Below are 18,430 nucleotides of genomic sequence, written 5' to 3' on the forward strand. Positions count from 1 at the left end.
ATATGAATACAATGAAGACGCTCGAGCTTCTGATCCACTCTACCGAGCTCGACCCCGAAAAGTGGGTGCTCTTTCCGGACTTCGGGCTGCGCCAGTATTTTCTATGGAAGAACCCCGACACCAGCGCCAGCATTGCGCTGCTCGAGTTCGAGAAGGGCGGCCATATTCCAGTCAAGCACACGCATGCTTCCAACCAGTTCATGTACTGCCTGGAGGGCGACTACGAATATACGGATGTGGGCTTGCGCCTGAGGCCCGGTTCGTTCTACATGAACCCGGTGGGGCATCCGCACGGCCCCACACTGGCTCATGAGCGTAGCGTGCTCATCGAAATCTACGACGGGCCCCACTATCACGAGAAGCCGGTGTTCCATACCGATGAAACGATCGGCGGCTTCCTGGCGAAGCCGGACTGAACCGTTGAGTCCCTGGCGGGAAATGCGTGGTTGGGTATCGGGCCGCGCATCGGGGTTGCGGCTGCCGTTTTCGCCTAACCCAGGTATTTTTGCTGGATCGAGCCGATATGCTCCTGCATGCGCTGGATCGCGGCCTTTTTGTCGCCGCGTTCGATTTCGGCGTACAGGCGTTCCAGTTCGTCGGTGTTCGCGGGTTCGCTGCGATCCGTCAAGGGACGAAACCACAGGCGAACCGATCGGTCCAGCAACTGGGCGGCAAAGTTCGCCAGCAGCTTGTTGTTGGCAGCTTCGTACAAGGTTTGATGGAACAGCCGGTCGATTTCCATGGCGCCGTAGCGGTCGTTGTTCCGGTGCCGTTCCTTGCCGGCTTCGATAAGCTGTTTCAGCTTGGACAGCAGCTCCGGCGTCGAGTGCTCGACGGCCAGGCCGGTTAGGTAAGGCTCCACCAGTTGACGAGAGGCAATGAGGTCCAGAAAGCCGTCCAGCGTCTCGGCCTTTACCAAAATGCCCTTGCGCGGCAGGATCTCCACCAGGCCCTCGCGATCGAGCCGGTGTATGGCCAGATGAATGGGGCTGCGGCCCAGGGACAAGGTTTCGCACAGGATCGCCACGTTGATATGTTCGCCCGGCGTCAACTGGTGCGTCAGGATCATTTTCTTGATGGCTATATAGGCTTTGTCCGCCAGAGGCACGGTGATTGCCGGCTTTTTTTTCCTGGAGTTACGTGGCGTTGAGGGCGCGGTGGGCATAGGACAGGGGCTTTCTGTACGAAACTGAAGAAACCGGCGGGACGTTTTTGACTTTGTCGTTCGCACTGTAGCACGGCTGCGGGGCGCCGACGCGGCCCGCAGCCATTCGGGCCGGCCAGATTCGACGGCGTGGCTGGGCCAATGCGGCGTGGCCGCGCGCTGTGTCCGGCTGAACCGGCATGCCGGTTCAGGCGCTGCAGCCTATGCGGGCCTGAGCCTGGATTTCCAGCAGGATTTCGGGCTTGGCCAATCCTTTGACTTCGATGAGGGCGCATGCCGGGAAGTCTCCGGTGAAGAATTCCTTGCGGGCTTTCCAGACGCCCTGGTTGCCCTTGATATTGGTGACGAAGATAGTCATGGTGACGACATCGTCCATTTTGCCGCCGCCGGCTTCGACCAGGTTCTTGATTTTGCCGAAAATCACCTTGGCTTGTTCGTATTCGTCGCTGCCGAGGATGGTTTCGCCGTCGTTGGCGCGCGAGGTGAGCCCGGAAAGATACAAGGTGTCGTCCACTTTGAGGCAGTTGGACCAAAGGCCGGGCGCAGCTTCTGCGACATTGGGGCTGATGACGCGGGTTTTCTTCGACATGGGATGTCTCCTGATTTCGGTTTGTAAAATCACAGTGAAATTTCACTGTAATGCAATAGTAAATGACTGCACGCCAAAGCGCAAGCCCTGGAGGTCAGGCCGAGGTCGAGCGAGACAATGTCGATACGGCGTCGGAGGCGGCCCCGCGCCGGCTTCGTCCGTCAGGTAGCGCGGGCGAGAATGGCCTGCGCGCGCAGCAGTACAGGCTTGTCGACCATCTTGCCGTCGACGGCGATGGCCGCTCCGTGAGCCGAAGCGGCGGCCTCGACGATGCGCTTCGCCCACTGTATTTCCTGTTCCGAGGGCCTGAAGATGTCGTTGACGATGTCGACCTGCCGCGGATGTATGCACAGCTTGGCGCCGAACCCGAGGCTTTTGGCGCGCCGCGCATCGGCGCGCAGCACCGCGGGATCCTGCAGCGATGCGGTGACGCCGTCGACCGGGCTTTGAATGCCCGCGACCCGCGACACCAGAACCAACTGGGAGCGGTAATACAGCAGGGCTTCGTTATCGTCCGGGATTCCCATGTCGAGCTGGAAATCGAAGGAGCCGAACATCAGCCGCTGCACGCCTTCGCACTGCGCCATGGCATGGGCATTCCACATGCCCTTGGCCGATTCGATCATCGGCAGGAGGGGGGCGCCGCCGAGCTGCTTGACGATGAACTCGATGTCGCCGACCTGCTCGGCCTTGGGCAGGACGATTCCCGCCGCACCGGCGATTCGGCACATCTGCAGGTCGTCGCGGAACCACTCGGTTTCGATGCCGTTGATCCGGACCAATGCCGGCGGCAGGGCGGCAAGATGCTGGGCGACGCTGTCGCGGGCGGACTGTTTGTCCTGCGGCGCCACGGCGTCTTCCAGGTCGAGGATGACCGCGTCGGCGCCACTGTCGAACGCCTTGGCATAGCGGTCGGGGCGGGTTCCCGGTACGAAGAGATAAGAGCTGGCGGGTTTTGTTTGCATGGGCGGAACGATGTGATGAGTCAATGAGTGGATCACGCAATCCAGCTGCCGATGATAGGCGCATTGGCCACATCCCAGATATTACGGAAAGCCCGGTGCATTTGCGCTTCGTCCGCGGCGCCCGAGAAGCGGGCGAGCCGCAGCGCTTTTTCTTCCAGCTCGGCGCGCGTCAGGGTATTGCCGGGGTCGCCCTTGGGTTCGTCCACGCGGGCTGTGAACACGCGGCCGTCGGTGGTGCGCACGCTCACCTTGCCAAGCCAGCGCGCGGGATAGGCTCGATCGACTTCCTCGTCCAGCGCCATGCTGACCCTCTTGTTGAACGCGGCCACGCGCGGATCGTTGAACGACGATTCGAATTCATTGACGCCGGCATGCTGGAAGATGGCGATGAGGCCCAGCACCGTTCCCATCGAGAACTTGGCCTGATGCACGGTAACGGGCTCGACGACCGGGCCGAGGACGTCGATGGCGCCCTGGTGGACGTGCGCGGTGACGTGCGCAATGTCGTCGGCCTGCAGGTCTTGCTGCTGCATCAGCAATAGCAAGGCGTCTGCGGCCGGGTGGGTGTGCCGGCAGGAGGCATGGTATTTAAAAGAGGTTTCAGCCAGCGCCCAGCGCTCGGACAGGCGGTCGGTCAGTTTGCCCGGAACCGCATCGCTGGACATTCCCGCTGCCATGCCTTGCGCGCCTTCCAGTATTTGTCTGGCCCCGGTAAAGCCGTCTTTGGCGAGGTAGGCGGCGGCCAGGCCGCTGGCGCAGGCATGCGCCGTGTGCAGTTGCTTGGAGTCGGCGGCGTCGTGCAGGAATTCCCACAGGCCGGCCGCCTGGGTGCCCGCCGAGCCGATGGCATGCAGCATTTGCTCGGGCGTGGCGTCGAGCAGGCGAGCCGTGGCGACGGCTGCTGCAATGGTGCCAGCGGTGCCTGTGGTGTGGAACACCTTGTAGTGGGACCGGCCCAGGAACTCACCGATGCGGATGCCCGCCTCGTATCCGGCCACGGCCGCTGTCAGCAGGTCGCGGCCCGAGCGTCCCAGGGCCTGGGCCACGGCGAGGGCGGCGGGGAACACCACGGTTGCCGGGTGAAATACCGAGCCGTTGTGTACATCGTCCTGCTCGGCGAAATGCGACGAGGCGGCGTTGACCATGGCGGCGAAATAGGGCGTGCTGCGGCGGCGGGAGATCAGGACGTCGGAGGCGCCTTGTCCGGGTCCCATCGCAACGGCAAAGCGCTCTATGGACTCCACGGGCCGGGCGCCTTTGCCGGCCAGTGCCGAGCCGTACCAGTCCAGCAGCAGGTCTTCGGTGCGGCGCACGACCGCCTCGGGGATCTGGTCGAAGGACAGTCGGGCGGCGAATTCCGCCAGTATGGCGCTTGGGCTTTGAGGGTTCTGCATATGATTCTCTTTCAAATGGCCTGGGCTTCGCGCAGCGCCGCGATGGCGTCGCCGGTGTAGCCCAGCTCCTGCAGGATGGCGTGGGTGTGTTGCCCAAGCGCGGGGATGGCGTCGACGCGGTAGTCGAAGCCGTCGTTCACTCCCGGCGGCTTCAGCGCCGGGATGGCGCCGACGGGGGAATCGACCTCCGTCCAGCGGTCGCGAGCCTTGAGCTGCGGGTGTTCCCAGACTTCGTTCATGGTGTTCATGCGGGCGTTGCCGATCTTGGCGCGGTCCAGGCGTTCTATGACCTGCGCGGCCGACAGGGGGGCGAAGGTGTCCTCGATGATCTCGCGCAGGGCGCCGCGGTGCGCGTTGCGTTCGACGTTCGAGGCGAACCGGGGATCCAGCGCCAGTTGCGGCTGCTGCAGAACGTCCGAGCAGAACAACGCCCATTCGCGTTCGTTCTGCACGCCCAGGATCACCGTTTTTCCGTCGCCGGTACGGAAGGGCCCGTAGGGGTAGATGCTGGGGTGGCTGGCTGCGGCGCGGGGCGGGGGTGTGTTGCCCTTGTATGAGTAGTACAGCGGATTGGACATCCACTCGCCCAGAGCCTCGAGCATGGAAAGATCGATGTGGCTGCCCTGGCCGGTGCGCATGCGCAGCAGCAGGGCCGCCAGGATATTGCTGTAGGCGTAGGATCCGGCCGCGACGTCGGCCGCCGAAAAGCCCGTCCGGGCCGGCTCTTCCGGGGAGCCCGTTACCGACAGCAGCCCGGCTTCGGCCTGGATCAGGATGTCGTAGGCTTTTTTATTGCTGTAGGGGCCGTCCGAGCCATAGCCCGATATGTCGCAGACGATCAGGCCGGGGTGTGCGGGGCGCAGCGCCTGCGCGGACAGGCCCAGCCGGGCGGCGGCGCCGGGGGACAGGTTCTGCACCAGCACGTCGGCCTTGCCGACCAGCTTTTGCAGCACTTCGACCGCCTCGGGCTTTTTCAGGTCGAGGGTGATGCTTTCCTTCGAACGGTTGATCCATACGAAGTACGAGGACATGCCGTCCACCCGGGTGTCGTAGGCGCGCGCGAAGTCGCCCTGGCCCGGGCGTTCGATCTTGATGACGCGCGCGCCCAGGTCGGCCAGCTGGCGCGTTGCCAGCGGCGCGGCGACTGCGTGTTCGAGCGTTACCACGGTTATTCCGTCAAGAGGGCGCATTGATTGAGCTCCAGGGTTAGAACGATCGCGGCAGCCCGAGCATGTGCTCGGCCACGTATGACAGGATGAGATTGGTCGAGATGGGCGCGACCTGGTACAGGCGGGTTTCGCGGAACTTGCGTTCGATGTCGTATTCGCAGGCGAAGCCGAAGCCGCCGTGGAATTGCAGGCAGGCGTTGGCCGCCTCCCAGGAGGCGTCGGCCGCCAGCATCTTGGCCATATTGGCCTGGGCGCCGCAGGGCAGGCCGGCGTCGAACAGTTCGCAGGCCTTGTATCGCATGAGGTTGGCGGCTTCGATGTTCACGAAGGACTTGGCAATGGGAAACTGCACGCCCTGGTTCCGGCCTATGGGGCGATCGAAGACGACGCGCTCATTGGCATAGTTGACGGCCCGGTCGACGAACCAGTAGCCGTCCCCGATGCATTCGGCGGCAATCAGCGTGCGTTCGGCATTCAGGCCGTCCAGGATGTACTTGAAGCCCTGGCCTTCCTCGCCGATCAGGTTTTCCTCGGGAATTTCCAGATTGTCGAAGAAGACTTCGTTGGTTTCATGGTTAACCATGTTCATGATGGGGCGCACGGTCAGGCCGTTGCCCAGCGCGGTGCGCAGGTCGACCAGGAAAATCGACATGCCTTCCGATTTTTTCCTGACCTCGGCCAGCGGCGTGGTGCGCGCCAGCAATATCATCAGGTCCGAGTGCTGGATGCGCGAGATCCACACTTTCTGGCCGTTCACGACATAGCGATCGCCTTTCTTGACGGCCGTGGTCTTCAGCTTGGTCGTGTCCGTGCCGGTGCTGGGCTCGGTAACGGCCATGGTTTGCAGCCGCAGGTCGCCGCTGGCGATCTGCGGCAGGTACTCCTGCTTCTGCCGTTCCGAGCCGTGCCGCAGCACGGTCCCCATGTTGTACATCTGTCCATGGCAGGCGCCCGAGTTGCCGCCCGAGCGATTGATTTCCTCCATGATCACGGAAGCCTCGGTCAGGCCCAGTCCCGACCCGCCGTATTCCTGCGGGATCATGGCGGCCAGCCAGCCAGCCTTGGTCAGCGCGTCGACGAATGCCTCGGGATAGCCGCGTTGTTCGTCGATTTCGCGGAAATACTCGTCGGGGTAGTTCGAACAGAGGTCTCGCACCGCTTCGCGGATGTCCTGGTAGTTGTCGGATAAAGTTTGCATCGGGATTCTCGTGGTTGGGGGCGACCGTCCATGGCAGGCGGGAGGTCAAGGATTGATCGGTGATGCGGCCGCCAGCACGGCTTGCGCCTGCATGGCCAGGAGGCCGTTCTCGTCGCGGGCCCACAGCTCGACGGTGCGCCCGTCTTCCGAAGGGGAGCCGCATAGGTAGAAATCGCCCGTGTCGAACAGGGGATGGACGGCGCGGAAGCTGAACGACGCCACCCGCGCCAGCGGCATGCGCCGAGCCAGCAGGTCGAGCAGCAGCGTGGCGATAAGAGGTCCGTGCACCACCAGGCCTGGGTAGCCTTCTTCCTGGGTCGCATAGTTGCGGCTGTAGTGAATGCGGTGTCCGTTGAAGGTAAGCGCCGAATAGCGGAACAACAGCACTTCGTCCGGATGTATCCGCTCCTCCCACAGGCTCTGCGTGGGCGCTGGGGCAGGCTTGGCAGCCGGAGCAAGGCCGGATGGCCGCTCCCGGTAGACGATGTCCTGTTCCTCGACGATGGCGGGCCCTTCGGAGTTGCCGAGTTCGTGGCGAACCAGCAGGAAGACCAGGCTGCCCGAACGTCCTTCCTTGGCGGTCACGTTGACGACGCGTGAGGTTCGTTCGATGGCCTCGCCGACGCGCAGCGGGCGCAGAAACGTGAGGCGGCCGCCGGCCCACATTCTGCGGGGCAAGGGCACGGGCGGCAGGAAGCCGCCGCGCACGGGATGTCCGTCCGAATCCAGCTGCTGCCGCGGGGCGAGGGACAAGCAGTACATCCAGTGCCACAACGGGGGCAGTTCGCCGGCCGAGGCCTGCATCCGGGCCTCGTTGCCCAGGGTGGCCGCCAGGGCCGCAATGGGATTGGGGGAGATCAGGTCGTCGCAGGACTCGGTCTTGCCTTCCCATTGTTTCAGGTGTTGTATGTCTATCGTCATGGCATTTCCATTGGCGGCGGCTGGTTTCCCCGCCGCCAGGCGGTTTCATCCCCTGGCATCGCCGGCCGCCTTTTGCCAGGGGGGCGGATGCTGGAATCTTCGATCTGGCAAGAATGGCGTATCTTGCGCCTATGTACAATTCATATTTCACAAATAGCGGGTTAAGCCTGGCTTAACCCACAACCGTGGCCGTCTTTCCGGCGAACCGAATCGCGAGCTGCCTTCTTGACCCATGGCATACCATTTCGACCTTACGGATCTTCAGTTGTTCGTGTATATCGCTGAAGAAAGCAGCCTGACCCGCGCCGCCGCCCGCGCGCACATGTCGTTGCCGGCCGTCAGCGTCCGGGTCAAGAACCTGGAGCAGTCCCTGGGCATTGCGCTGATCAACCGCGACAACAGCGGCATCACGCTCAGGCCGGCGGGGCAGACCCTGTTGCGCCACGCCAGGCTGGTATTGAACCAGTTGGAAACCCTGCGCGGCGATTTGCAGCAATACGCGCCCGGCGTCAAGGGGCAGGTCCGCATCCTGGCCAACACCACGGCCATGACGGAGTTCCTGCCTGTGGTGCTGCGGGAATTCCTCGTCATGCATCCCAATGTCAATATCGAGCTGCGCGAACGCCTCAGCGGCGACATCGTGCGCGCGGTCGGCGAGGGCACCTGCGACATAGGTATCGTGGCGGCCAGCGAAAACACCGAGGGCCTGCACGTCAGGCCGTATAAAAGCGACCGGCTGGTGCTGGTTGCCGCGCCCGACCATCCTTTGGCCAAGCAGGAATCGGTCGGCTTCAGCCAGGCGCTGGAGTACGACTTCATTGGCTTGCATGAAAGCAGCGCCATCCATTTCTTTCTCGCCCACGCCGCCCGCGAGCTTCGCACCACCTTGCAGACGCGCATCCAGGTAAGCGATTTCGAGACGCTTTGCCGCATGACCGAGTCGGGCATCGGCATAGGCATACTTCCCGAGTCGGCCGCCTTGAGGCATGCCAGGAGCATGGCCATAAGGCTGGTGCGCCTGAGCGATGCCTGGGCATTGCGCGACTTGCAGATATGCACCCGGGATCCCGACACCCTGCCCGTATTCGCCAGGGACTTGATCGATTTCCTGGTCTGTTACAAGGATGAAAACGAACAGCTTGCCTGAACGCGGTGAGTTTCAGGTTTAATGACGGTAACGCTGGAGGACATTCATGAGCTGCAAAAACACAACCAGCCGCTACGGCTCGCTGCCGATCGGCCTGCATTGGATAATGTTTCTTTTCCTGGTCGCGGTCTATGTGGCGATCAATCTGCATGGCTACCAGCCCAAGGGCAGCGCCTTGCGGGCGGCGATGCTGAACTGGCACTTCGGGCTTGGCCTGTGCGTTCTCGTGCTGGTGGTGGTGCGCATCTGGGCTCGTTTTTCAAGCGGCCCGGCCCCGCTCATCGCGCCTCCCATACCGCGCTGGCAGAAGGTTTTTGCGGGCATCATGCATTTTGCGCTGTATGCCTTCATGCTCGGCATGCCAGTGCTGGGATGGGTTGCCATCAGCGCAAAAGGCAGCCCGGTGCATTTTTTCGGCTGGCAGTTGCCCATGCTGATCGGCACCGACAAGGCGCTGTACAAATCGCTGAAGGAAATTCACGAGACGATAGGCACTATCGGCTATTACCTGATAGGCCTGCATGTGCTGGCAGCCCTGGGGCATCATTTTGTGATGCGCGACAACACCTTGCGGCGGATGCTGCCTGGGCGTTGAAGCCGCAAGGCCATCCCTGGGCGCGACTTGGTTCAGAAAGTTTCAACAATCGCTTTTAGTGCGTAATACAGCGTGAAATTTGTGTTGTCGTTTATGCGAGCGATAAGCACAACTGATGATCGAGGGCCGCCAAGGCCTTTTCGATCGTATCAATTTTTGTCGCGTGCCTCAGATCCATGATGCGAGTCACTTCCTGGGGGCGGACCCCCATACGGCGAGCAAGCTCTGTTGGCGTCACACCTTGGGCCAGCATTTCATTAAGTAGCAGAACCTTGGCGCTGACGCTGGCGGGCAAAGATACCATGCGTTCGCTCTTGCGTGGCGCTGATGCCGGCGGTACTGGCCGGTGGCCCTCGAAGTAGAAATCCATTGACGTCAGCAGCGCATCGGCGGCCATTTCCAAGGCATCGGCTTCTGTGTCGCCCTGGGTGATCGCTTCGGGAATATCCCGGAACGTCACAACAAAGCCGCCTTCGGGAGCGGCCTCAAATTGAGCGGGATAGTGCATATAGGCTTCAATGCGTTTCTATTGAATACAGAGTAATAATAAACAAAATTGCTTATTTTTATAAGCAATTTTGTTTGTTCTTTGAGTTTGGATTGCCAAGAGGAGAATAGCTTAGGAGTCGAATGCTTGCTTGCGATTGAAGATTTCTTTGTCCAGGGCCGGCGGGCTTCTAGAGCAGCGGGCTCAAGCTGAAGTCCGGGCGTTGATACCTTCTCGATAGTACAAAAGAAAAGCGGGTTTCCAATTCCTTGGAAACCCGCATGAGTATTGGAGGCGCAACTCGGAATCGAACCGGGGTACACGGATTTGCAATCCGCTGCATAACCACTCTGCCATTGCGCCGATACTTGGCTGGACTGTAATTAGCCCAACAAGCTAAGCCCGCCATTCTACACTAAAAGAGCCATTTCCGCCTATTGACCGTGGGCTGGCCTCTATTTTGGCCTGGCGCCGCCAAGGACCTTGGGCGTTTTGGTGCTCGGCCGGCGATTGTGATAAATTCACTGCGCGGCGCTTTACGCAATGATGCCATAGCGCCGCATACGTTCTCAGGGCGGGGTGCAATTCCCCACCGGCGGTAATGGCGTGCAATGCGCCTAGTCCGCGAGCGCTTGCAGGAAGAGCCGTGTGTGCGGCTTGCCAGCAGGGTCAGCAGATCCGGTGCGATTCCGGAACCGACGGTCATAGTCCGGATAAAGAGAGAGCGGGATACTGCACGAGCTTTGCCAAAGCCGGCGGGCGCGGTGCGTGGACGGAGCCTTCCGTTTCATGGCCGGCTGCGTCGCCGGGTTTTCGAAGTCCGATCGTGGCGCGGGGTTTCTCCGCCTTGCCGGTTCCCATCTATTCTGCATGCCCTGTTTTTTCTATTGAAAACAGGAGTGGTTCAATGCTGCAAAAAACAACGTTTACAACTGTCCCGGCCCAGTCCGCCGGACGCATTGCTTTTGTTCAGGCCGCCTGGCATCGCGACATCGTCGATCAGTGCCGCGTGTCTTTCATTCTCGAGATGGCCGGCTTGGGCCATGCGGAGTCCGAGATCGACTTTTTCGAGGTCGCCGGCGCTTTCGAGATCCCGCTGCATGCGAAGCTGCTGGCGGGCAGCGGGCGGTATATGGCCGTCGTGGCCGCCGGCCTGGTCGTGGATGGCGGTATCTACCGCCATGAATTCGTCGCCCAGGCCGTCATATCGGGGCTGATGGATGTTCAACTGGCCACCGGCGTCCCGGTGATTTCAGCGGTGTTGACGCCGCATCATTTCCATGCGGGGCAAGAACACCAGCAGTTCTTCCTCGAGCATTTCCGGGTCAAGGGCGCTGAAGCGGCAAGGGCTTGCGCTTCGACAATGCGCGCGGTTCGAGCATTGAGCGCTGGCCTTGGCTCGGAGCAGGCCGCAAGCAGGCTTTAGCCTTTGCGTCCCGCCCGCTTGCCTGGGGCGTGCCTTTGCCTATTACACTGTCAGCGCCATCGTTCTATTTTCTTCCCGACATGACCATCATCATCAACGACGACCTGCGCTCCTATATCGATCCGCTGACCGAGGACGAGTTCGCGGCCTTGGAAAGCAGTCTGTTGTCGGAGGGGTGCCGCGATGCGCTGGTGCTGTGGGGCGACCTTTTGGTGGATGGGCACAATCGCTATGCCATTTGCCGGAAACATGGAATTGCGTTCAATACGGTTCAGAACACGTCTTTCCGCTCGATGGAGGACGTGCATGTGTGGATGATCGACAATCACTTGGGGAGGCGCAGCGTCTCGGACTTCCAGCGAGGCGTGCTTGCATTGCGCAAAAAGGAAATCATGGCTGCGCGCCAGGCCCAGGCTCGAGCGAAAGCGCCATCCGCCGAGCTCGCCGGCGTTGAATCGGCTGCCGAAAGCAGCACTCAGCCAGAACCGCCCTGGACGCGCGAAGCTGTTGCGCGAGCAGCCCGCATCAGCAGCGCCACGCTGGGGCAGATTGAAAAAATCCAGAAGACGGCGGCGCCTGAATTGGTCGGCGCGGTAAAGTCGGGCGTGATCTCCATCAATGCCGCGGCCGCGGTCGCTTCCTTGCCCAGCGAAAAGCAGGTGGCGGCCGTGGCCGGAGGCAAGAAGGAACTGCGCGAGGCGGCGCGGCAGGTGCGCGAGGCCAGAATGCCGCCGAAGCCTCGGCTCGAGCCCTTGCCTGGCGACGCCACGCCCGATCAAATCGAGATTCACCGCCTGATGCAGCTGGTCGGCACGCTTACCGAAGAGCGCGATCAATTGAAGAAGAAGGTGCAGCGCTTGACCATCGCCCTTGCGGAAGAGCGCGGTAGGCAACACGCTCCGGAAAGCCACTGAGCGCGTTAGGGCGTGCGGCGGCCGTATGGCCGCCGCTTGGGTAGGCCGGATCAGTCCTGGCGGCTGGTGACTTCGACCAGATGGTAGCCGAACTGGGTTTTGACCGGGCCCTGCACGACGTTGACCGGCGCGCTGAATACGACGGTGTCGAATTCCTTGACCATCTGGCCGGGGCCGAACGAGCCCAGGTTGCCGCCGTCGCGACTGGAGGGGCAGCTGGAGTGCTCTTTGGCGACTTGCGCAAAGTCGGCGCCGTTTTCAATGGCGGTTTTCAGTTCGTTGCATTGTTCTTCGGTGGATACCAGGATGTGGCGTGCGGTGGCTTGGGTCATGAGTCGTGCTCCTTTTTGATGAAGCAAAGAGAATACCTGAATTGGCGGGCCGGCGTGTTTTGGCCAGAGCTTGCTCGATTTGGACCAGACAGGGCACTAGGCGATTTTGCTGATCGCTTTTGCCAGATAATCCACGGTTCGTTCAATGTGATGAAGCTTGTCCAGGCCGAACAGCCCGATGCGGAAGGTCTTGAAGCCCTCGGGCTCGTCGCATTGCAGCGGTACGCCGGCGGCGGCCTGCACGCCCGCTTGCGCGAATTTCCTGGTGGAGTGTATGCCGTCGTCGCTGGTGTAGCTGACCACCACCCCCGGAGCCTGGAAGCCTTCGGCGGCCACGCTTTTGAACCCTCGTTTGACCAGCATCGCGCGCACCTTGGCGCCCAGCTCCTGCTGGGCGTCGCGCAGCTTGCCGAAGCCTTCGGCTTCCATGTCGAGCATGATTTTATATAAGGCGGTGAGGGCGTCGGTGGGCATGGTGGCGTGGTAGGCATGGCCGCCTTGCTCGTAAGCCTGCATGATCTGCAGCCATTTGCGCAGGTCGCAGGCAAAGCTGGTGCTCGTCGTGGCGTCGATTTGCTTGCGGGCCTCAGCGCCAAGCATGACCAGGGCGCAGCATGCCGGACCGCTCCAGCCTTTTTGCGGCGCGCTGATCAGCACGTCCACACCGGTTTCCTTCATGTCCACCCAGATGGTGCCGGAGGCAATGCAGTCCAGCACGAATAGGCCGCCGTGCTCGTGCACCGCTTCGGCTACCGCGCGGATATAGTCGTCTGGCAGGAGGATGCCGGACGCGGTCTCGACATGGGGCGCGAACACCATGTCGGGTTTTTCGGACTTGATCGCGGCAAGCACCTCGTGCAGCGGCGGCGGCCCGAAGGCGGCCTGCGGGCCGTCGGCCACCGGGCGCGCCTTGAGCACGGTGGTGCTGGCGGGAATGCCGCCCATGTCGAAGATCTGGCTCCAGCGGAAGCTGAACCAGCCGTTGCGGATGACCAGGCATTTCTTGTTGGTGGCGAACTGCCGCGCCACCGCCTCCATGCCGAACGTGCCGCTGCCCGGAACGATGATGGCCGCCTCGGCGCTGTAGACTTGCTTCAGGATGCGCGAGATGCCCCGCATGACGTCCTGAAAGGCGCTGGACATATGATTGATGGCGCGGTCGGTGTAAACCACCGAATACTCCAGCAAGCCGTCGGGGTCGACATTGGGCAATAAGCTTGGCACGTTTGTCTCCAGGAAGAAAGGACTGCCGGTGGGTCGAAGAGGCATGCGGGGCCGGATGCGGTTTGATGCCATCCCGACAGTGCCGGCTCTGCTGTATGCTGGACTTCATTTTATGCCCTGGCGATGGACGCGAGGGCGAAATCCGTTCATTCGGGCTTTTTGCCGCTTTCCGTCGACGCCAGCGACCCGTTTTCGGCGATCCGCTGGTAAGTGCGTTCCAGATGCTCGTCGGTCAGCTCGCAAAGGAGTTCGTAGTTGCGGGCGATGGCCGCCTTCTGCATGGCGACATGTTCATTGTGCACGTTGCGCGTCGGCGAGGTCAGCGACAGGCAGATTTGCCGATAACGTTGCAGGTACAGGTAGACCGTGCGCCGAAAATGCAGAAGGCACGGGGCATCGCAGGCCGAAACCAGGGCTTCGTGGAATTCCTGATTCAAAAGCTCCCAGCCATCGATCGCTGATAAATCCCCACCCTGGATGCGCTCGTGCAGCCGGCCAAGCTTGTAGACCGCCGAGACGACATCCGCCTCCCATTGCTCGTCGCCGTTCTTCAAGGATTGCCGCAGCGCTTCCTTTTCCAGCAGCTTGCGCAGATCGGTCAGGTCGCGCAGCTCTTTCAATGAAATCGGAGCGACGGCGAAACCCCGCCTGTCCATGCTGACGACCAGCCTTTCCGAAACCAGGCGGGACAAGGCTTCCCTGAGCGGCGTGGCGCCGATGCCGTAGGCGGTTCGCAGCAGGGCGATGCGCAGGCGCGTATTGGGCGCCAGCTTTCCCGCGATGATGTCGGCGCGAATACGCTGCCAGGCGATACCGGCCAAGTCGCCATTGCCTGCCGGATTCGGTGTTTCGGTGGGAAGCGCGAGGAGTTGGGAGTGTTCGAACATGATTGATCCCCGATATGCCAAAGCAAAATTTCTATTTTTTATCGATAAAGCTATTGACTACATATAAATTAGCTCGTAGCATTATATAACTAAATTTTTATCGATAAAAAATATATACATCGATAAATTTGCATGGAGAGGAGACAGGCATGGCATGCGCGACGAATGCATCTGCGGATTCGCTTGAACGGTTGCACGAGGACCTGGAGGCGGCCAACATGGCGCCGACCTGGAAGTACATTTCGTCTTTCATTTCAAAATCCCCGCGGGTCGGCTACCGGCCCTGGCTGTGGAAGTGGGATGAAGTCATCCCGCTGCTCATGCGGTCCGGAGAACTGATCACCCCCGACCGGGGGGCGGAGCGGCGATCCATGGAGCACGTCAATCCCGATCTCGGGTTTTCATATAGCGCCAGCCACACCATAGCCACCGCCTTCCAGCTTGTGCGCGCCGGCGAGCGGGCGCCCGCCCACCGCCATGCCGCCGGCGCCATACGGTTCGCGGCCCGCAGCCATGGCGGGGCGGTCTACACCAAGGTCCAGGGCGAACGTCTCATGATGGAGGAAAACGACCTCCTCCTGACGCCGTCGGGCATGTGGCATGAACATGCCAACGAAACCGCGCACGACATCGTCTGGCTCGATGTGCTGGATTTCCCCCTGGTCAATTTGCTGCAGGCAAGCATGTTCCAGCCCGGCGAAGGCCAGGTGGCGCCCGATCGTCCGGACGGCTTTTCCAATGAGCGCCTGGGCCTGTTCCGCCCGCCGAAGGATTTTCCCTATCCGGAAGCCCACCCTGTTCTGCGCTATCCCTGGACGCAAATGCGGGAAGCGCTGCATTCCATGGGCCGGGAAGCCGAGGACAGGCACGAAGGCGTGCTTCTTGAATATGTGAATCCCCTGACCTCGGGGCCGACGCTTCCGACGCTTTCCTGCCGGGCGCAGTTGCTGCGCGGCGGGATGCGCACCGCGGCGCGGCGCTCGACCTCCAGTACCGTGTATTTCGTCATCGGCGGCGAGGGGGCGACGGTCATCGATGGCGTGACATTCCCTTGGGCGCGCGGCGATGTCTTCGTCGTGCCCCCATGGTCCTGGCACGAGCATGCGGCCGGCAGCGGCGAGGCTTATTTGTTTTCCGCGACGGACAAGCCGGTGATGCAGGCCCTTGGCTTGTTCCGCAGCGAGTCCTTTGAGGAGAACGGCGGCCACCAGGCCGTGCTCTCAAGCTTCCGGGCTTGAGCGGTTTTTTTCCGGTTTCGACGCGCATGGCGCGGTATTCCAGAATTTTTCAAGGAGATGTAATGAAGATGCAAAGCGTTAAGGCCCCTACCGTCAAAGAGCCAAAGCCGGGGGCGTGGACCAACGCAAAAATCTTTGGCAATCAGTTCTTTATTTCGGGCATGACGGCGCATGACCTGGAAGGCAATGTGATGGGCGGCGAAAGCATGTATGAACAGGCTAAAGCCACATTCCAGAAAATCCACGATCTGACGCTGGCGGCGGGCGCGAAGATGAACGACATCATCGAGCTCAATATCTTCGTGACCGACATACGAGAGCGGGAGGAGGTCTGGCGCGCCCGCAGGGAATACTTCACCGGCGATTTTCCGTGCTGCACGCTGGTGGAGGTGAAGGGCCTTGCGATCCCCGCGTTGAAAGTGGAGATCAAGGCCATGGGTTTTGTCGGAGCCGGCGCCCAATAGCGCGTCCAGTGCCGAATGACGACGGTCCGGTCGCGAGGCAACCCGCGGCGCGGGCTTCAAGCCGAAGCAAACAGGAAAAAGGAGACACAATGAAAACGAGCTTTATCGCGGCGCTACTCGCGTCTTGCCTATGCGTAGCGCCCACACTGGCCGGCGCCAAGATCAAGGTTGGTTTCATCACGACCACGTCCGGCCCCAGCGGCATTGTCGGCAAGCATATGAAGGACGGGGCCGATCTGGCCCTGGAAAACCTCGGCGGCAAACTGGGGGGAGTCGATGCCGAGATCATCTATGGCGATGCGCAATACAAGCCGGACGTCGGCCGCCAGCTTGCCGAGCAAATGCTCAAGCAGGACAAGGTCGACTTCGTCACCGGCGTCATCTTGTCGAGCACGCTGCTGGCCGTCTACCAGCCCGTGATCAAGTCGGGCAATATCCTCGTCAGCGCGAATGCGGGGCCAAGCCAGATCGCGGGCAAGATGTGCGCCCCCAACTTCTTCACGACTTCGTGGCAGAACGATCAGACCCCGGAGGCCATGGGCAAGTACATGAACGACAAGAAGATAACGGATGTCTACGTCATGGCTCCCAATTACGCGGCCGGCAAGGATATGGTGGCCGGATTCAAGCGCTATTTCAAGGGCAGGATCATCAACGAGGTCTACACGACTTTCGGGCAGGCCGACTACCAGGCCGAGCTGAGCCAGCTCAAGGCGGCGAAGCCCAAGGCTGTCTTCGTGTTCTATTCCGGCGGAATGGGCATCCAGTTCTTCAAGCAGTACGCGCAGGCCGGCCTGCGCGACATTCCGCTGTACTCCGTGTTCGGCGCCGATGAAACCACGCTTCCGGCAATCGGCGACGCGGCCGTCGGAAACTACGAGGCGGGGTTCTGGAACTACGACCTGGATTTCCCCGCCAACCGTAAGTTCGTCGATGCGTTCCGCAAGAAATACGGCTACATCCCTTCGTACTATGCGGCCCAAAGCTATGACGCGATCAACCTGATCAACAGCGCGGTAAAGGCCGTGCATGGCAATGTCAAGGACAAGAAGGGAATGATAGCAGCCATGGAAAAGGCGGATTTCGATTCCGTGCGCGGACCGTTCCACTACAACACCAACCATTTCCCCATTCAGAATTTCTATTTGTTCCAGGTGGTCAAGGACGAGCAGGGCAATCTGGTGCGCAAGACGATAGCCACGGTATTCCAGGCGCACAAGGATCACTACTACGACCAGTGCGCGATGAAATAGCGCATGGCAAAGGCTGGCCCGGGCTGGCTCGCCGGCGCGGGCCCGGATGGAGGGGGGCGGGAAGAGGCTGGGAAGTCCCGGTCTCCTTCCCGCAGAACGCGGCGGCGAAAATCTATCGTGGGAAACGCAATATGGATATGGGTAGTCTGCTGTTCGTGCAGTTGTTGAACGGGATCCAGTACGGGGTGATGCTCTTCTTGATGGCGGCCGGCCTGACCCTGGTGTTCGGAATCATGAACCTCATCAACCTGGCGCACGGTTCGCTTTACATGATCGGCGCCTATGTATTCGCATGGTCGCTGGCATCGACCGGTTCGGTCGCGCTATCGGTGCTGGCCGCGCTCGCTGCGGCGTTCGTCATCGGCGTGCTCATCGAGCTGGTCATATTCAGGACACTTTCCGAACGGGATCATCTGGATCAGGTGCTGGCGACCTTCGGCCTGATCCTGCTGTTCAACGAGGGATGCCGCATGATCTGGGGCCGCTCAGCCCTGAGCGTGAACCTGCCCGCCTACCTGGCCGGGCAGACTCGGATCCTTCCCGACCTGAGCTATCCCACTTACCGGCTGACCATCATCGTGGCCGGCCTGCTGGTGGCGCTTCTGCTGCATTTCGTCATCACCAGAACCAAACTGGGCATGTTGATCAGGGCGGGCGCAAGCAACCGGACAATGGTCAATGCGCTGGGCGTCAATATCAAGTGGCTGTACACGATGGTCTTCGGCCTGGGAGCGGTGCTGGCCGCTTTGGCGGGGCTGATGGCCGGCCCGATATTTTCGGTGGAGTCCGGCATGGGCGACAACTTCCTGATCCTGGTGCTGGTGGCGATCGTGATCGGAGGGATCGGCTCCATCAAAGGCGCGCTCATCGCATCGCTCGGAATCGGCGTGGTCGATACGCTGGGGCGCTCGTTGCTGAAGCCCGCGCTGGGAAGCCTGGTGTCGGACTCCGCGGCCAATAGCGCAGGCCCGGCGATCGCCTCGATGCTGATCTACCTGCTCATGGCGGCGATCCTGTTCGCCCGCCCGCAGGGATTGTTCCCGCCCCGAACCAGGTGAGTGC

Annotated in this window: 20 protein-coding genes, 1 tRNA gene and 1 riboswitch; of the genes, 9 read left to right on the top strand and 12 right to left on the bottom strand. The window is 61.4% G+C overall.

From position 1 onward, the window contains the following. Positions 1-2: 2 nt before the first annotated feature. A complete protein-coding gene (locus tag VNT00_RS03975) occupies positions 3-416 on the top strand; it encodes a cupin domain-containing protein (protein ID WP_325584751.1) in 414 nt (137 codons plus the stop codon). Positions 417-490: 74 nt separating this feature from the next. Here the strand turns inward: VNT00_RS03975 and VNT00_RS03980 are convergent, their stop codons facing one another. From VNT00_RS03980 to VNT00_RS04010, 7 genes are all read right to left on the bottom strand, one after another. Then, on the bottom strand, positions 491-1,108 hold the full coding sequence (locus VNT00_RS03980) for a GntR family transcriptional regulator (RefSeq protein WP_325584752.1): 618 nt from the start codon (positions 1,106-1,108) through the stop codon (positions 491-493). Positions 1,109-1,352: 244 nt separating this feature from the next. Next, a complete protein-coding gene (locus tag VNT00_RS03985; RefSeq protein WP_325584754.1) occupies positions 1,353-1,754 on the bottom strand; it encodes a RidA family protein in 402 nt (133 codons plus the stop codon). A gap of 161 nt (positions 1,755-1,915) precedes the next feature. Next, complete coding sequence (locus tag VNT00_RS03990) at positions 1,916-2,719, bottom strand: HpcH/HpaI aldolase/citrate lyase family protein (RefSeq protein WP_325584756.1); 804 nt, start codon at positions 2,717-2,719, stop codon at positions 1,916-1,918. 32 nt (positions 2,720-2,751) lie between these two features. Next, the gene (locus VNT00_RS03995) at positions 2,752-4,113 is read right to left on the bottom strand and encodes an MmgE/PrpD family protein (RefSeq protein ID WP_325584758.1); all 1,362 of its coding nucleotides are present in this window, start codon (positions 4,111-4,113) and stop codon (positions 2,752-2,754) included. 11 nt (positions 4,114-4,124) lie between these two features. Then, the gene (locus VNT00_RS04000) at positions 4,125-5,303 is read right to left on the bottom strand and encodes a CaiB/BaiF CoA transferase family protein (RefSeq protein ID WP_325584760.1); all 1,179 of its coding nucleotides are present in this window, start codon (positions 5,301-5,303) and stop codon (positions 4,125-4,127) included. Positions 5,304-5,319: 16 nt separating this feature from the next. Then, a complete protein-coding gene (locus VNT00_RS04005; protein WP_325584762.1) occupies positions 5,320-6,480 on the bottom strand; it encodes an acyl-CoA dehydrogenase family protein in 1,161 nt (386 codons plus the stop codon). Between the two features lie 45 nt (positions 6,481-6,525). Beyond that, complete coding sequence (locus VNT00_RS04010; RefSeq protein WP_325584764.1) at positions 6,526-7,401, bottom strand: HTD2 family dehydratase; 876 nt, start codon at positions 7,399-7,401, stop codon at positions 6,526-6,528. Between the two features lie 232 nt (positions 7,402-7,633). On the opposite strand from VNT00_RS04010, the gene VNT00_RS04015 reads away from it, so the two are divergent. Further along, entirely contained in the window at positions 7,634-8,548 is a 915-nt protein-coding gene (locus tag VNT00_RS04015) for a LysR family transcriptional regulator (protein WP_325584766.1), read from the top strand. A gap of 46 nt (positions 8,549-8,594) precedes the next feature. Then, entirely contained in the window at positions 8,595-9,143 is a 549-nt protein-coding gene (locus VNT00_RS04020) for a cytochrome b (RefSeq protein ID WP_325584767.1), read from the top strand. A 91-nt stretch (positions 9,144-9,234) separates the two neighbouring features. On the opposite strand, the gene VNT00_RS04025 is transcribed toward VNT00_RS04020, so the two are convergent. Both VNT00_RS04025 and VNT00_RS04030 read right to left on the bottom strand, forming a co-directional pair. Further along, positions 9,235-9,651 carry a type II toxin-antitoxin system HicB family antitoxin gene (locus VNT00_RS04025; protein ID WP_325584768.1) on the bottom strand — a complete coding sequence of 139 codons (417 nt, stop codon included), beginning with the start codon at positions 9,649-9,651 and terminating at the stop codon, positions 9,235-9,237. A gap of 268 nt (positions 9,652-9,919) precedes the next feature. Further along, positions 9,920-9,993: transfer RNA gene (locus VNT00_RS04030), tRNA-Cys, on the bottom strand. A gap of 198 nt (positions 9,994-10,191) precedes the next feature. Further along, positions 10,192-10,360: riboswitch (FMN riboswitch) on the top strand. Positions 10,361-10,537: 177 nt separating this feature from the next. Between VNT00_RS04030 and VNT00_RS04035 the strand changes: the two genes are divergently transcribed. After that, positions 10,538-11,056 (top strand): 6,7-dimethyl-8-ribityllumazine synthase, encoded by a 519-nt coding sequence (locus VNT00_RS04035; RefSeq protein ID WP_325584769.1) that lies wholly within the window; start codon positions 10,538-10,540, stop codon positions 11,054-11,056. Positions 11,057-11,136: 80 nt separating this feature from the next. Beyond that, on the top strand, positions 11,137-11,970 hold the full coding sequence (locus tag VNT00_RS04040) for a ParB N-terminal domain-containing protein (protein WP_325584834.1): 834 nt from the start codon (positions 11,137-11,139) through the stop codon (positions 11,968-11,970). A 50-nt stretch (positions 11,971-12,020) separates the two neighbouring features. Here the strand turns inward: VNT00_RS04040 and VNT00_RS04045 are convergent, their stop codons facing one another. The 3 genes from VNT00_RS04045 to VNT00_RS04055 all read right to left on the bottom strand — a co-directional run bounded on the left by VNT00_RS04045 (position 12,021) and on the right by VNT00_RS04055 (position 14,413). Further along, positions 12,021-12,302 (bottom strand): peptidylprolyl isomerase, encoded by a 282-nt coding sequence (locus VNT00_RS04045; RefSeq protein ID WP_325584771.1) that lies wholly within the window; start codon positions 12,300-12,302, stop codon positions 12,021-12,023. Positions 12,303-12,398: 96 nt separating this feature from the next. Further along, the gene (locus VNT00_RS04050; RefSeq protein ID WP_325584773.1) at positions 12,399-13,526 is read right to left on the bottom strand and encodes an aminotransferase class V-fold PLP-dependent enzyme; all 1,128 of its coding nucleotides are present in this window, start codon (positions 13,524-13,526) and stop codon (positions 12,399-12,401) included. Positions 13,527-13,672: 146 nt separating this feature from the next. Then, positions 13,673-14,413: a GntR family transcriptional regulator gene (locus VNT00_RS04055; protein WP_325584775.1), complete on the bottom strand. Its 741-nt coding sequence runs from the start codon at positions 14,411-14,413 to the stop codon at positions 13,673-13,675. Between the two features lie 149 nt (positions 14,414-14,562). Between VNT00_RS04055 and mabB the strand changes: the two genes are divergently transcribed. From mabB to VNT00_RS04075, 4 genes are all read left to right on the top strand, one after another. Continuing rightward, positions 14,563-15,651: a 5-aminosalicylate 1,2-dioxygenase gene (gene mabB, locus VNT00_RS04060; protein ID WP_325584777.1), complete on the top strand. Its 1,089-nt coding sequence runs from the start codon at positions 14,563-14,565 to the stop codon at positions 15,649-15,651. 62 nt (positions 15,652-15,713) lie between these two features. Further along, positions 15,714-16,115, top strand: coding sequence for a RidA family protein (locus VNT00_RS04065; protein WP_325584779.1), 402 nt, complete (start codon positions 15,714-15,716; stop codon positions 16,113-16,115). Between the two features lie 89 nt (positions 16,116-16,204). Beyond that, positions 16,205-17,368, top strand: a complete 1,164-nt coding sequence (locus VNT00_RS04070; RefSeq protein ID WP_325584781.1) for an ABC transporter substrate-binding protein — start codon at positions 16,205-16,207, stop codon at positions 17,366-17,368. 137 nt (positions 17,369-17,505) lie between these two features. Next, positions 17,506-18,426 carry a branched-chain amino acid ABC transporter permease gene (locus tag VNT00_RS04075; RefSeq protein ID WP_325584836.1) on the top strand — a complete coding sequence of 307 codons (921 nt, stop codon included), beginning with the start codon at positions 17,506-17,508 and terminating at the stop codon, positions 18,424-18,426. The last annotated feature ends 4 nt before the right edge of the window (positions 18,427-18,430 follow it).

The sequence above is a fragment of the Eoetvoesiella sp. genome (assembly GCF_035555955.1).
Taxonomy (GTDB): domain Bacteria; phylum Pseudomonadota; class Gammaproteobacteria; order Burkholderiales; family Burkholderiaceae_B; genus Eoetvoesia.